At 70.9% G+C, this 13,501-nt stretch carries 14 protein-coding genes; 1 reads left to right on the forward strand and 13 read right to left on the reverse strand.

Going from position 1 to position 13,501, the window contains the following annotated elements; genetic code table 11:
* Window positions 1-141: 141 nt before the first annotated feature.
* From Q0Q47_RS19370 to Q0Q47_RS19405, 8 genes are all read right to left on the reverse strand, one after another.
* Window positions 142-636, reverse strand: coding sequence for a GNAT family N-acetyltransferase (locus Q0Q47_RS19370; protein ID WP_293863392.1), 495 nt, complete (start codon window positions 634-636; stop codon window positions 142-144).
* Between the two features lie 18 nt (window positions 637-654).
* Window positions 655-966 (reverse strand): DUF1778 domain-containing protein, encoded by a 312-nt coding sequence (locus Q0Q47_RS19375; RefSeq protein WP_293863394.1) that lies wholly within the window; start codon window positions 964-966, stop codon window positions 655-657.
* 251 nt (window positions 967-1,217) lie between these two features.
* Window positions 1,218-2,126, reverse strand: coding sequence for an NAD(P)-dependent oxidoreductase (locus Q0Q47_RS19380; RefSeq protein WP_293863396.1), 909 nt, complete (start codon window positions 2,124-2,126; stop codon window positions 1,218-1,220).
* Window positions 2,123-2,653 carry a dTDP-4-dehydrorhamnose 3,5-epimerase family protein gene (locus Q0Q47_RS19385; RefSeq protein WP_293863398.1) on the reverse strand — a complete coding sequence of 177 codons (531 nt, stop codon included), beginning with the start codon at window positions 2,651-2,653 and terminating at the stop codon, window positions 2,123-2,125. Before Q0Q47_RS19385 ends, Q0Q47_RS19380 begins: the two co-directional genes overlap by 4 nt.
* Window positions 2,650-3,717, reverse strand: a complete 1,068-nt coding sequence (rfbG, locus tag Q0Q47_RS19390; protein WP_293863400.1) for a CDP-glucose 4,6-dehydratase — start codon at window positions 3,715-3,717, stop codon at window positions 2,650-2,652. Before rfbG ends, Q0Q47_RS19385 begins: the two co-directional genes overlap by 4 nt.
* Complete coding sequence (locus Q0Q47_RS19395; RefSeq protein WP_293863402.1) at window positions 3,714-6,032, reverse strand: tetratricopeptide repeat protein; 2,319 nt, start codon at window positions 6,030-6,032, stop codon at window positions 3,714-3,716. The genes rfbG and Q0Q47_RS19395 overlap by 4 nt, the downstream gene beginning before the upstream one ends.
* Before the next feature lie 169 nt (window positions 6,033-6,201).
* Window positions 6,202-7,644 carry an NAD-dependent succinate-semialdehyde dehydrogenase gene (locus tag Q0Q47_RS19400; RefSeq protein WP_293863404.1) on the reverse strand — a complete coding sequence of 481 codons (1,443 nt, stop codon included), beginning with the start codon at window positions 7,642-7,644 and terminating at the stop codon, window positions 6,202-6,204.
* A gap of 120 nt (window positions 7,645-7,764) precedes the next feature.
* Window positions 7,765-8,358: a hypothetical protein gene (locus tag Q0Q47_RS19405; protein ID WP_293863406.1), complete on the reverse strand. Its 594-nt coding sequence runs from the start codon at window positions 8,356-8,358 to the stop codon at window positions 7,765-7,767.
* A gap of 19 nt (window positions 8,359-8,377) precedes the next feature.
* Here Q0Q47_RS19405 and cysE point away from each other — a divergent pair, with 19 nt between their 5' ends.
* Entirely contained in the window at window positions 8,378-9,235 is an 858-nt protein-coding gene (cysE, locus tag Q0Q47_RS19410; protein WP_293863507.1) for a serine O-acetyltransferase, read from the forward strand.
* Between the two features lie 76 nt (window positions 9,236-9,311).
* On the opposite strand, the gene Q0Q47_RS19415 is transcribed toward cysE, so the two are convergent.
* Genes Q0Q47_RS19415 through Q0Q47_RS19435 form a run of 5 tightly spaced genes read right to left on the reverse strand, consistent with a single transcriptional unit; the run spans window position 9,312 to window position 13,489 of the window.
* Window positions 9,312-10,595 (reverse strand): VOC family protein, encoded by a 1,284-nt coding sequence (locus Q0Q47_RS19415; RefSeq protein WP_293863408.1) that lies wholly within the window; start codon window positions 10,593-10,595, stop codon window positions 9,312-9,314.
* Window positions 10,595-11,143 carry an OsmC family protein gene (locus Q0Q47_RS19420; protein WP_293863409.1) on the reverse strand — a complete coding sequence of 183 codons (549 nt, stop codon included), beginning with the start codon at window positions 11,141-11,143 and terminating at the stop codon, window positions 10,595-10,597. The genes Q0Q47_RS19415 and Q0Q47_RS19420 overlap by 1 nt, the downstream gene beginning before the upstream one ends.
* Window positions 11,144-11,170: 27 nt before the next feature.
* The gene (locus Q0Q47_RS19425; RefSeq protein WP_293863410.1) at window positions 11,171-11,773 is read right to left on the reverse strand and encodes an alkylhydroperoxidase domain protein; all 603 of its coding nucleotides are present in this window, start codon (window positions 11,771-11,773) and stop codon (window positions 11,171-11,173) included.
* On the reverse strand, window positions 11,770-12,423 hold the full coding sequence (locus Q0Q47_RS19430; protein ID WP_293863412.1) for a CMD domain protein: 654 nt from the start codon (window positions 12,421-12,423) through the stop codon (window positions 11,770-11,772). Before Q0Q47_RS19430 ends, Q0Q47_RS19425 begins: the two co-directional genes overlap by 4 nt.
* Window positions 12,424-12,448: 25 nt before the next feature.
* On the reverse strand, window positions 12,449-13,489 hold the full coding sequence (locus tag Q0Q47_RS19435; protein WP_293863414.1) for a putative FMN-dependent luciferase-like monooxygenase: 1,041 nt from the start codon (window positions 13,487-13,489) through the stop codon (window positions 12,449-12,451).
* Window positions 13,490-13,501 lie beyond the last annotated feature (12 nt).

Consider the following 13,501-nt stretch of genomic DNA (forward strand, 5'->3'; position numbering starts at 1 on the left):
CTCTCCGCCGTCCTGGCCGGGCTCGGCCCGGCCATCCACGACTTTGCTGGGGCCACCGCGAATTCGTGGGTGCCCGGGCCAAGCCCGGGCATGACGCGCTGAGGGATTGAGGCGATCTGGACAGAGGTCCCTGGAGCCCCCTCAAACGATCCGTTTCAGATCCTTCAGCAGCAGGTACAGGCTCAGCGGACGGCTTGGCCAGGGGGCGAAGCCGTAGGCCTTGTAGAAGCGGACGGCGTCGTCGTCCTTGGCGTGGACGACGACGGCGCGGATGCCGGCGATGTCGGCGGCGTTCGACGTGCGCTGCAGCGCGTTCTTGAGGAGCCCCGCGCCGAGCCCGCGGCCCTGCCAGTCCCGGGCGACCGCGAGGCGCGCGAGGACCATCACCGGAACGGGGTGGCGGGCGAGCCCCTTGGCCAGACGGTCGGGCGCATCCTCGTGGAGGACCGATCCGACGACGAGGCTGAAGTAGCCGACCACCGTGGTCCCGTCCGCCAGCGCCACATAGGTCTGGGCCGCACCCATCGCCTGGTTGGCCTGGGCATGGCGAGCGAGGTACGCGTCGAGGGCCGGGTTGCCGCAGGTGAACGCGGCGGTGTCGTGCCGGGCCGACAGCTTCTCGATCGAGAGGGTCATGACGGGCTCGAGCCGCCGTCAGCGCTTGCGGGCCACCGCCTTCGGCCTGCGACCGTCCTCGAACACCGATCGCGTGGTCATCAGCCGCTCCAGCTTCGGCGCAAGGGCCTTCGGCTCGGCATCCAGCGCCTGGACGAAAGCCTCCCAGTCCTGCGTGTCGAGCCGCACCGTCGTCTGCGCCGCCAGCACCTGCTCGGCCCGCTCCAAAGCGCTCTCCAGCACGAACTCGCTGACGGTCTTGTGGCGCAGGGCTGCGGCCTCGCGCAGGGCGAGCTTGGCGGTGGGCGAGATCCGGAGGTCGACTTTTTCCGATCGGGCGGGCTTGGACATCGGGGTTCTCTCCGTCACCCCGATCAGATCGGAAATGTCATGACAATGTCAAGACACGCTTGGCGCGCGTTGATGGCCGGCGAGGCCCAGCGATGACTGCTTCAGGTTGAGCGCGGCATGATCCTGCGTCCTTCGACACGCCGCCTGCGGCGGCTGCTCAGGATGAGGGGAATTGTTGTTTTTGAAGCACTTACAAAGGTCCTCATCCTGAGCAGGCCGCGCAGCGGCCTTGTCGAAGGACGCAGGATCGCTCAGCCGGCCTCGGGCGGCTGGTGCCAGAGCCGCGCCAGCCAGTCGTAGCGCGCGGCGGAGGGGACGAACCCCACCTCGTCGCGCAGGCGCGACACGTCGGCGACCATGCGCGGCGCCTCCCCTGCCGGGTCGGGCCGCGCGCCCAGGCGCAGCAGCTCGGGACGTCCGGCGAGGGCGGCGATGGCGCGGGCGAGGTCGGCGATGGCGATGCCGTCGCCGCTGGCGACGTTCACGGGGCCGGACACGCCGGAGAGGCACAGGGCCGCGAGCGCGCGGCCGGCCTCGACGGTGCAGAGGAAGTCGCGCACCGGGCGGCCGGAGGCGAGTTCCGCAGGGCGGCCGTCGCGCAGCGCGGCGAAGAGGGAGGCGACGAGCCGGCGGGGGGTCTCGCCGGGGCCGAAGAGGTGGAACAGACGGCCCCAGGCCACCGCCATGCCGGTCTCGCGGCCGAGGCCTTCCAGCACCTTGCGGGTGGCGTCCTTGGCGACGCCGTAGAAGTGGGTGGGCGCCACCGGGTCGGTCTCGGCGCGCAGGTCCGGCCCGCCATCCGTCCAGTCGTATTCGACGCAGGTGCCGACGCCGACGAAGCGGCCGCAACCGGCCTCCCCGGCGGCGCGCGCGAGGGCGAGCGTCGCCGCCACCCAGTCGGCATTGGCGGGCGAGGACCAGAAGGCGCCGTGCTCGACGAACCAAGCGCCGTGCAGCACGTGTGTCGGGCGCACCGCCGTGACGAGCACCTTCGTCGCCGCGCCGTCGAGCAGGTCGGCCTCGTGCCAGGTGACGCCCGCGGCGCCGGTGCCGGCGCGGCGCGCCACCGCGTGGACCTCGACGTCCGCCCCGGCGAGCGCCGGCAAGGCGTGGCGCGTGACGAAGCCGGTGGCGCCGGTGACGAGGACGCGCGCGGTCACGGCCGCCAGTCCGCCCAGGCCTCGTCCTTGGCGGCGATCACCGCCGGACGCGCGGGCCAGTGGATGGCGAAGGCCGGATCGTTCCAGCGCGCGCCCCGGGCCGCGCCCGCCACGAAGGGCACGTCCATGGCGTAGAGCACCTCCGTGTCGGGGGCAAGCGTCAGGAGCCCGTGGGCGAAGCCCGGCGGGATGAGGAAGGCGTCACCGTTGTCCTCGTCGAGCTGCAGGCCGTGCCAGCGGCCCTGCGTCGGCGAGCCGGGGCGCAGGTCGATGGCGACGTCGAAGACCGCGCCGCGGGTGACGCGCACGAGCTTCGTCTCGCCGTGCGGGTCGGCCTGCCAGTGCATGCCGCGCAGCGTGTGCAGCGCGGTGGAGAAGGAGACGCTGGTCTGAACCGGGACGAAGGGGCGGCCCGCCTTTGCGAAGTCGTCGCCGCACCAGGTGCGCGCGAAGAAACCGCGCTCGTCGACGAAGCGCTCCTGGCGCACGACGAAGAGGCCCGCGAAAGGGGTCGGTTCGAGGATCATGCCAGCACCTCCGCCACCTGGGCGCGGGCGAGCGCGGCGACGTCGGCGCCGGTTGCCCAGGCGTCGTACCAGCCGGCCGTGGCGGCGAGGCCCGTGCGACCGCCGAGGCGGGGCGACCAGCCGAGCGCCTGGCGTGCGAGCGTGCTGTCGAGGGCCAGGCGCGGCGCCTCGGCCATCACCGGGCCCTCGGCCGCGTTCCAGCGCACCGGCCGGCCTCGGGCCGCGCCGTAGGCCGCCAGCAGGTCGCGCACCGCGAGCTCGGGCTCGATCGGCCCGAAGTTCACGGCCCGCGGCGCGTCGGTCTTCGCCGCGAGATCCTCGGCGAGCAGCAGGTAGCCGGCCAGCACGTCGAGCACGTGCTGGAAAGGCCGCGCCGCATCGGGACGGCGCACCACCAGCGCCTCGCCGGCAGCCTCGGCGCGGACGAGGTCGGGGATGAGCCGGGCGGGACCGAAATCGCCGCCACCGATGACGTTGCCGGCGCGCCCCGTGCCCACCGGCGGCAGCTCACGGCCGAAGGAGGCCGCCCAGGACCCGACCGCGATCTCGCAGGCCGCCTTGGAGGCGCTGTAGGGGTCGTGCCCGCCCAGCGGATCGCTCTCGCGGAAGGGCCGGCCGGTGCCGTCGTTGCGGTAGACCTTGTCGCTCGTCACCACCACCGCGGCCTCGCAGCCTGTGAGCCCGCGCAGCGGCTCCAGCACGTTGATGGTGCCCTGCACGTTGGTGGCGAAGGTGCCCGCCGGATCGGCATAGGAGGCGCCGACCAGGGCCTGGGCGGCGAGGTGCAGGACGATGCCGGGCCGGGCTGCACGGACCGCCTCGGCCGTGGCTCGCGCGTCGCGGATGTCGATGCGGCTGTCGGAGGCCAGCAGCGGCGCCACGGCGAGACGGACGAAGGCGCCGTCGCCGGGTGCGGGATCCAGCGCCAGCCCGTGCACGGCCGCGCCGAGGCGATCCAGCATCACGGCCAGCCACGCCCCCTTGAAGCCGGTGTGGCCGGTGAGGAGGACGCGTCGCCCGCGCCAGAAACCGGGGTCCGGGTGTCGGCCGGTGGCTGGGCTCATGGCTGCTCGTCCATCCATTGCAGCAGCGTGTCCTGGAAGTCGGACACGAAGAGTTCGGGGTTGCCGAGCGGGTGGGCGCGCAGCCGCTCGCGCATGCCGCGCCGCAGCTCCGTGCGCCACTCCGTGCGCCCGGCGATCTCGGCGGCCTTGGCGGCGTAGCTCGCCTTGTCGAAGGTGCAGAGCTCGCCCAGGCCCGCATTGCTGAGGTTCGAATAGGAGAGCCGCTCGTAGAACGCCTCGCCCACCAGCGTGATGGCCGGCACGCCCATCCACAGCGTCTCGCAGGTGGTGGTGCCGCCCGTCTGCGGGAAGGTGTCGAGCGCCACGTCAATCTCGTTGTAGTAGGGCATGTGGGCGCCGCGCACGGGCACGTAGGCGATGCGGTCGCGCGCCACGCCGAGGCTCTCGAAGCGGTCCTCCATGTTCTTGCGGAAGGAGGGCACGGCGCCCTCCGGCCGCACGAACAGGAAGCGCGATCCGGGCACCGCCTTCAGCGCCTCGGCCCACAGCGTCACCACGTCGATCGAATACTTGTACGGGTTGTTCATGGTGCCGAAGGTGACGCGCCCGGTGCGCTCCTGCGGCGTCACCGGGTCGATCGCCGGCAGCGTGCTGAAGGTCGGCTGGTCGAGCGCCACCCAGGTGCGCGGCATGAGGAACGGCTTCTCGAGGAGAAGCGCCGGGTCCTCGGGGTTGATGAAGGGATCGACCAGGATGCGGTCGATCGCGGCGAGCCCGGCCGAGTGGGGATAGCCGAGCCAGCTCGCCTGGCGGGGCGCGGGTTTCCACGCCATCACGTCGAGCTTGTTCATGTCGGTCGAGCCGCCGAGTTCGAACAGGATGTCGAGGTCGTCGTCGGCGATGAGCTGCGCGGCGGCGCGGTCGCCGATGAGCGGCTTCAGCCGGAAGCCGTCCAGGGCGGCGGCGATGCGCTCCTGGATCACGTCGGTCGGCTTCGTCGACCACGAGTAGCCATAGAACTCGAACCGCGACCGGTCGTAGCGCGTCAGGAGGTCGATGGCGAAATAGGCGACCGGGTGGTCGCGCAGGTCCGACGACATGAAGCCGACACGCACCTTGGCGCGGCGCGTGCGCACGGCGGGGCGCTTGATCGGCGTCTTGTCGGCGATGGCCTCGATGCGCCTGCCCCAGGTGCGGTGATGCTTCACGAGGCTGCGGCGCTGCTCCGGCGTGCGCACCTGCGGCATCATGTGGTGAAGGCCGGCGATCTCGCCGGTCGAGGCCCAGTAGTGGCTGAGCTCGTCGAAGTCGCCGAGTTCGGCGGCGCGGTCGTAGTCGGCCGAGCGGATCAGGATGCTGCGCAACGCCTTGGCATCGGGCTTGAAGTTGCCGCCGAGCGGCAGGCGGCGCAGCGCCAGCTCGTAGCCGGCGGCGATGTTCTGCGGCTCGCGGGGGCCGCGGGTGCGGTCGAGGCTGTCGGCGAACTCGGCGAGCACGCGTGGGTTCTGCGGCTCGAGCTGCAGGGCCGCGGCGAAGGCCTGGTTGGCGCGCTCCCGGTCGACGGGCGCCAGCGTGCGGGCGAGCTGCAGGTGCATCCACACCTGCTTGGGGTCCTGCGCGATGAGCTTGTGCAGCAGCGCCTCGGCGTCGTCGCGCCGGGACATGCGCCGCAGCAGGATGACCTGCGTCTCCATGATCTCGGCCACGGGGCCGCATACCGCCGCACCCTTCTCGAGGGTGGCCATGGCGTCGTCGCTGCGGCCCCACTCGTCGAAGCTCGCCGCGAGCTCGCGGTAGACCGAAGTCTGGTTCGGGTTGAGCTTCAGCGCGGTCTCGAAGCGCGGGATCGCCTTGTCGAACTCGCCGGACAGCCGGTAGGCGGTGCCGAGCAGGCGATGGTACTCGGCCGACTTCGGCTCCTGGCGCACCACCTTGGCGAAGCATTCGACGGCCTTTCGGCCCTCGCGCAACTGGATGTAGATATTGCCCCGGTTGACCACCGGCGAGAGGTTCTTGGGTTCCAGCTTCTCGGCGACGGCCAGGGCTGCGAGGGCATCGTCGAAGCGGCCGAGGCTCTTGAGCAGGACGCCGTGGAGGTTGGCCAGCGCGAAATCCTTGGGTCGCTGCTCGCGTGCGGTGCGCACCACCGCTTCGCCCTCCGACACCCGGCCCTGCTGGTAGAGGAGAACGCCGAGATCGTAGTGGATCATCCGCGGCACGGCCTCGCCGGTCCGCCTGTGCTCGATCAGCGCCTGCGCGGTCAGCTCCGAGGCGCGCTTGAGATCGCCCTTGCGCTTGGCCTCCGCGGCTGCGTTCAGCAGCGCCTGGACCCCAGTTCCGTTCTGTTCCGTCACGCGTCTCGTCCGTCCTCGCCAGGACGGCACGCTAGCGCGAAATCGTCGGAAAAGGGTTGACGGATTGAGAGTGGTGGTGGCGAGGCTGCACCACCACTCCAGAGCGCAGGACTCTCTCCGCGGTCATGGCCGGGCCAGGCCCGGGCAGGACGCGGAGAGGCGGCCGGGATCAAAGCCCTATGCAGCCGTACTTGATGTTCAGGTAGTCATCGAGCCCGTACTTGGAGCCCTCGCGGCCCATGCCGGATTCCTTGACGCCGCCGAAGGGGGCGACCTCGGTGGTGATGAGGCCGGCGTTGATGCCGACCTGGCCGTATTGCAGGCCCTCCATCACGCGGAAGGCGCGGCCGAGGTCGCGGGTGAAGGCGTAGGCCGCCAGCCCGAACTCGGTGTCGTTGGCCATGGCGATGGCCTGTTCCTCGGTGTCGAAGCGGAACAGCGGGGCGAGCGGGCCGAAGGTCTCCTCGCGGGCCACCGCCATCTCGCTCGTCACGCCGGAAACGATGGTCGGCTCGAAGAAGGAGCGGCCGAGAGGATGGCGCTTGCCGCCGGCCACCACCTTGGCGCCCTTGGCGAGCGCGTCGGCGATGTGCTCCTCGACCTTCTTCACGGCGTTCTCGTCGATCAGCGGGCCCTGCACGGTGCCGGCCTCCAGGCCGTTGCCGACCTTGAGCCCACGCACCGCGGCGGCGAACTTCTCGGCGAAGGCGTCGTAGATGCCGGCCTGAACCAGGAAGCGGTTGGCGCAGACGCAGGTCTGGCCGGAGTTGCGGTACTTGGACTGCATCGCGCCCTCGACCGCGGCGTCGAGATCGGCGTCGTCGAAGACGATGAAGGGCGCGTTGCCGCCCAGTTCCATCGAGCAGCGCTTCATGGTGCCGGCGGCCTGGGCCATCAGCATCTTGCCGACCTCGGTGGAGCCGGTGAACGTGATCTTCTTCACGGTCGGGTTGGCGGTGAGCTCGCCGCCGATGGCGGAGGCCGACCCGGTGAGGATGTTGATGACGCCCGGCGGGATTCCGGCTTCCTCGGCGAGGAGGCCCCAGGCGATCGCCGAATAGGGCGTCTGCGTGGCGGGCTTCGTCACCACGGTGCAGCCGGCCGCGAGCGCGGCGCCGAGTTTGCGCGACAGCATCGAGGACGGGAAGTTCCACGGCGTGATCGCCGCGATGACGCCGACCGGCTCCTTGGTGACGATGATGCGCCGGCCCGGCCACGGCGAGGGGATCGTGTCGCCGTAGACGCGGCGGGCTTCCTCGGCGAACCACTGGACGTAGGCGGCCGAGATGCCGACCTCGCCGCGCGCCTCGGCCAACGGCTTGCCCTGCTCGCTGGTGAGGAGGATCGCGAGCTCCTCCTTGTTCTTCTCGATGGCAGCGGCGAGCTTGCGCAGCTTCTCGGCGCGCTCGGCGGCGGTGGTGCGGCTCCAGCCCTCGAAGGCCTTCTGCGCGGCCGCGATGGCGCGGCGCGTCTCGGCGGCGCCGGACTTCGGCACGGATCCGATGACCTCGCCGGTGGCCGGGTTCGTCACGTCGATCGTGCCGCCGTCGTCGGCCCCGACCCACTCGCCCCCGATCAGGTTCGCGTCGCGCTGGAACGCAAGCTTCGCCATTGGTCGCTCTCCTCACCTTGATGCCGGCCGGCTCTGGCCCTTCCGGCTTCGCTTAGCGCCGATGGCGCCGGGCGTCCACCGGTGGCGCGGCGATGGCGAACTGGAGGCGATGCCGAGCGATCAGATCTGGGGCGACGCGTAGTGGACGAACAGCATGGGGTGGAAGGCCTCCAGAACGTCTTCCTCACCGTCGTCATCCCGGGGGGATCCGGTGTCGACCCCCGCCGCAGGCTCGTCCGTGGTCGGCATGCCCCGATTTCCGATGAAGGCCAGGAGGTCCCTGATCATGGCGACCCAACCCAAGGTGATCGCACCCCTCTCCGCCGGTTTGTGTTGAAAACTGACAGTCGACATCACGCTCCTCCGACATCCGGTGGCCCATCCGAGGGTCCGCGTCGAGACTGACATTCTGACCACCAGCGTCAACCGGAATGATTTTTTCCAATCTTTCATGGGAATGCAGACTTTCTTCTTCATTTTGCCTGCGCAAAAGACCGTTATTCTCTGCGCGATCCAGTGGTTCCGACGCCCACCGCACACGGTCGACGCAGGGCGGTGAAAATTCTTCTCGCCGCGACCGGGCGAGAGGCTCGTTCTCCAGGCGGCCGAAAAATAAAAAGACCAGTCCCGTTTCCGATCGAAGGCCGGCCGGCCACACTTCGCGTTGTCGAAACAGGGCTGCCCAAGCGCAGCCAGAACAAGGATCACGCGCATGTCGACTCCGGCCCCGCGCATGTCTCTGGTCAGGAAAGGCGGTGACGACGTGCAACGACCCATCGTTCGGGAAGACACCGTGTGGAGCGTGCTGCGCACCGAAGCCGGCAGCGTCCTGGCGCGGGAGCCCGCCCTGGCCACGTTGATGCTGACGGCGGTCCTCGGGCGCGAGGACTTCGAGAGCGCCACGGCCTTCCGGGTGGCATCGCGTATCGCGGGCCGGGACCTGCGCGAGCCGGTCCTGGCCGACGCGTTCATGGGCGCGCTGGCCGCCGATCCCGGGATCGGCGCGGCGATGCGGGCGGACATCCTGGCGGTCATCGAGCGTGACCCCGCCGCCGACCGCCTCATCGAGCCCTTCCTCTACTTCAAGGGGTTCCACGCCATCCAGGCCCACCGCTTCGCCCACTGGTTCTGGACGCAGGGGCGGACCGACCTGGCGCTCTACGCGCAAAGCCAGTCCTCGCGCATGTTCCAGACCGACATCCACCCGGCCGCCCGCATTGGGCGCGGCATCTTCCTGGACCACGCCACCGGCCTCGTCGTGGGCGCCACCAGCGTCATCGAGGACGACGTCTCCATCCTGCAGAACGTGACGCTGGGCGGAACCGGCAAGGACACCGGCGACCGGCATCCGAAGATCCGCCGTGGAGTCCTGATCGGGGCCGGCGCGAAGATCCTCGGCAACATCGAGGTCGGAGCCGGCTCGCTCGTGGCCGCCGGCTCGGTCGTCCTGCGCGAGGTGCCCCCCGACACGACGGTGGCCGGCGTCCCGGCAAAACCGGTCGGCCCGGCCGGCACGTCCGGCGAACCCTCGCGGGACATGAACCAGATCCTGAGCGACTTCGCCTACGGCGCGTTCGACTACGTCATCTAGACGGCAAGGCTCAGAACGCCCTGTGGGGCCCGGCGGCCTCCACCGCCGGGCCTCTTCGCGTTCGGTGGGACTGACGTCAGTCCTGAACCCAGGGAAGGCCGTGGAAGCGCCAGCCGTTGCGCCGCCCGCGGCGCCCCTCGCCGTCCAGATCGCCTTCGAAGCCTTCCAGGACGTTGGCAACGTCGGTGAAGCCCGCCTTCAGGGCCGCCTCCGCGGCGCTCTGGGAGCGCTTGCCGCTGCGACACAGGAACAGGAGCTTCGCCCCGGGCGAGACGGCCGCCGCGAGATCGGCCGTGAACGCCTCGTTGCGCACGAGCGTGCGGCCGGTGGCCCATGGCACGCTGATGCTGCCCGGCACGCGCCCGACGAAGGTGAGTTCCTCCGGTGAGCGCACGTCCACGAGAACCGCCTGCCCCCGCGCCAGGAGCGACCATGCCGCCGGCGGATCCAGTTCCCCGACCGTCGGCGATTCACGCGCGGGCAGGCCGAGCCAGGCACCCGGGGCGCCGACGAGTTCCAGCAGGGTGCCGCCCGTGTCCACGGGCTGCAGCACCAGCCGGTCGCCGGCCACGAGGATGTGGGGGATTCCCGCCGCGGCGAGGCGTGCCGCCGCCGCCGGCACGGAGGCGACCCGGACCGTGAGGCCCACGAAGCCGGCCGTCGGCGCCACGCCGGGAAACTCCGCTCCGAAGGCCTCCGGCGTGAGGACCTCGATCGCTTCCGATCCGACCCGCACCGTGAGCCCGCGCGCGTCATGGGTCACCGCGCCGGCCCCGAAGACCCGCGCATGGGCCTCGCCAGCCGCCTGCGGGTCGGGATCGACCAGAATGACCCGCTCCACGCCCTGGGCGCCGTTGGCGTGGTCGAGCCAGCCCTCGCGCCACACCAGGTCCCGCGTCAGGTGCTGGCAGGCGAAGAGGCGCAGTCCCGCGGGGCCGAGATCGGGCAGCGATACGTTGATGAAGCGAGCCTCGCGAGCGCCCTGCGGCGTGTCGACCGCACGGGCGAGGTCGCGCGGTTCGGGCACGTCGAAGCCCCGCTCAACGAGTTCGCGATGCACGGCGTGACTGTCCAGCGGGCGCAGGGCCACGGCCACCGGGCCCTCCTCGCGCGCGCCGAATGGCGACTGATCGTCGCCCGGCGGGAGCTGAATCAGCTCGATGTATGTTCCCGACCGGAACGGCGTCGTGTGGTTGGCACTGCCTCGACCCGTGTGGAAGCCGCGCGGCGTGAGGGCGAAGCCAAGGGCGCGAAACAGCGCTTCCGATCGGTCGAGGTCGCGGACGCGCAGGACGACGTGGTCCAGGCCGGACACGGAGACGGGCGGCCGGTCGACCGCGCGTGCGATGGCCGCCGACATCACGCGGCCTCCGCGGCGGCGTCGGACGTGCTCAGTCGGACCTCGGACTGGATCGACTGCGGGTGCTTCAGCAGGTTCAGGATCGGGCACACGCGTTCCACGGCCTCGTGCAATCCGGCGATGTCCTGGGCCGAGGCCGTCGACACGATGTTGATCGTGTAGCGGATGTTCTGCGGCGAGACCGGCACGTGCTCGAAGCCCGCCTTCCCGGCACGCGGATCGATCTCGGCGGTCACGTCGACCGTGAGGGACTCGAGCGGCACGCCGCGGTCCGCGGCCTGGATGAGAGTGATGTGGGTCACGCAGCTGCCGAGCACGCCCAGTTGCAGCTCCGGGCTCGACGGGCCGAGATCGTATCCCGCGAACTCCGGCCCGCTGTCACTGATGACCTGGAAGTCGCGGATGCGGATCCGGCGGACGCCACTGCGGCCTTCCGCCGTGACCGACGCGCCGAAGGGACGCGGCGCGGCGTCCGGTGCCGCGGCGCGCGCCTTGATCGCCTCGAAGGCCAGCCGCTTCTGGGCGAGATACTCGTTGAGGGTGGTCATGGGTTCATCCCCGATTGAGCGGGCGGATCAGGCCGCGGCGGTGGGCTCGCCGATGCTCAGCATCAGGCGATTGGCCCAGTTGAAGAAGGCGGCGGACTGGATCACGTCCAGGATCGCCAGGTCGTCGAGACCGGCGCCGCGCAGCTTCAGGACGTGCTCCTCGCCAAACCGGATCGGCGTGGCGGTGAGCGCGACCGACGCCTCGACGATGGCGTTCCAGCGTTCGCCGAGGTCGGTGTCCACGCCCTCGTCGAGCAGCCGCTCGACGTCTTCGCCCCGCTTGGAATAGGTCGTGGCGAAGCGGGCGTGCACGGAGGCGCAGAAGATGCAGCCGTTGAAGCGGGAGGTCGCAGCGGCCGCCAGCTCCCGCTCGGCGCGCGGCAGTCCCGCGTCCGTGTTGTAGAAGATGTCCTTGTCGGTGAGGGTCCGCGACCGGAGGATGGCGGGGTCCCGGGCGAGCAGCCGGAAATAGGGAGACTTGGCGCGCGCCGTATCGACGAGGCCCTCCTTCTGGACCGCGGTGAGCTCGTCCTCGGCCGGCGGCTCGAGCCAGGGGATCCAGCCGAGCTGGGCCTGCGTGAAGGCGACCGGCGGCGTGCTGTCGGGATAGGCGATCGCGGTGGCGGTCACGGGCGGGGCTCCTGCGCGGCGGGGTGGGCGTTCAGCACGGTGAGGCCGGCCACGACGCGGATCTGAAAGGTGAGGAAGGCGACGATCTGGGAGAGCGTCACCACGGCATCCGTGGTCCAGCCTGCGTCGAGCAGGCTCTGAAGCGCCGACGGGCTGGCTTCGCGCGGTCGAAACACCAGGAGGTGGGCGTGCTCCAGGGCCGCAGCGAGCTTGGGACCGAGCGCGGTCCTGCCGGTCTCGTCGACGGCGTAGACGAGGCCGGCCGTGTCCTCGGCCGAAAGCGGTCCCGCGGGATAACGGCCGAAGGGGCCCTCTGCCCTCGCGCTGCCGATCTCCCGGCGGATCGCGAGCGACAGGGCCGGATCCAGCGCGGCCAGTCTTTCATGGGCGTGGCGCGCCAGCGGCCCCTGGCCGTGCAGGCCGGTCACGAAGGCGGCGACGGCCGACCGTTCCTGCTGCGTCACGGCTCCCCCTGCGGAGGCCCCGAACAAGGCCTCCTCGCTTTCCTGAGTGTGGAAGCGTGCCACCGGGCGGCGGGACCGAAGCTGCTCGAGGGCCGATCCCGGGGCGATGCCGGCAAGCGTGTCGACGAGATCGGTGCGGGCTCCCGGTGGTGCCGGGATCGGGCGAGAGGCGGGTGCGGCTGACATGGGGACGTCCTCGTGTGGATGGCGTTCAGCGAAGGCCCACGACCTTGCGGTCCTGGCGGGCGGCGGAGGGGCGGGTCCAACCGAGCGCGGGGGCGACCTCGTTCGCCGTGAGCTCGATGGACCTCAGGATCAGGGGGTGCGGTGGATCGACGGAGTGCACCTGGAAGACGAGGTCGGTGACGCGCTCCAGCGTCTTGTCCGCCTGAAGGGAGGCGATCACGTCGGCGGGCGTGCCCACGTGGACGTCGAGCGTGGCGATCAGGTCCTCGATCCTGTCGCCGCGCAGGCGATGCCCGGTGCGGGCGAACGTCTTCGCCACGCGGTTGAGCCCGATTTCGGCGAGACGCAGGGCTTCCTTGCGATCATCCGCGACGAACAGGCTGCGGGAGCCGAGGATGCGAGGCTCGCGCCCGGGCGGGAGGGCTTCCAGGTAAGCATCGACGATCGGATCCTGGATCTCGGCCAACGTGGCCAGGGGCGCTTCCGCCGTTCGAGGCTGCGTGCGCGAGAGCATCAGTCCGTCACCGGCCTCGCCGGCCCGGGCGCCCCCCTGGACGGAGAAGGTCGCCTGCCAGATGCGATCCACCAGCGGCTGGCCCGCCGGATAGAGCCGGTTCTCGTCATGGCCGAGCGTGTCGCCGCGCAGCGCCGCCACGAGGGTGGCGAGCCGTTCCTCGTAGACCTCGCGCCGCACCGCCGAGGTGGTGCCGAAGGCCTCGAAGGTCGCCGGCGTCGACCCCGATCCCACGCCCAGTTCCAGGCGGCCGCCGGAGAGCAGGTCGGTCACGACTGCGTCTTCCGCCACGCGGATGGCGTTCTCCAGCGGCAACGTGACCACGCCCGGGCCGAGCCGGATGCTCGACGTGCGCGCCGCTACATAGGCGAGAAACGGGAAGGGAGACGGCAACCCTCCCTCGTTCTCGTGGAAATGATGCTGCGCGACCCAGGCGCTCTCGAAGCCGTGGCGTTCGGCGTGGACGATCTGTTCCGCGGCGAGCCGGTAGCGTTCGCCGGCCGAGGCCTGGTCGAGGAGGCGGGTGAAGAAGCCGAGGCGTTTGCGGGTCATGGGCTTGTTTCC

Source organism: uncultured Alsobacter sp. (assembly GCF_945952055.1).
In the GTDB taxonomy this organism is placed as follows: Bacteria; Pseudomonadota; Alphaproteobacteria; order Rhizobiales; family Beijerinckiaceae; genus Alsobacter.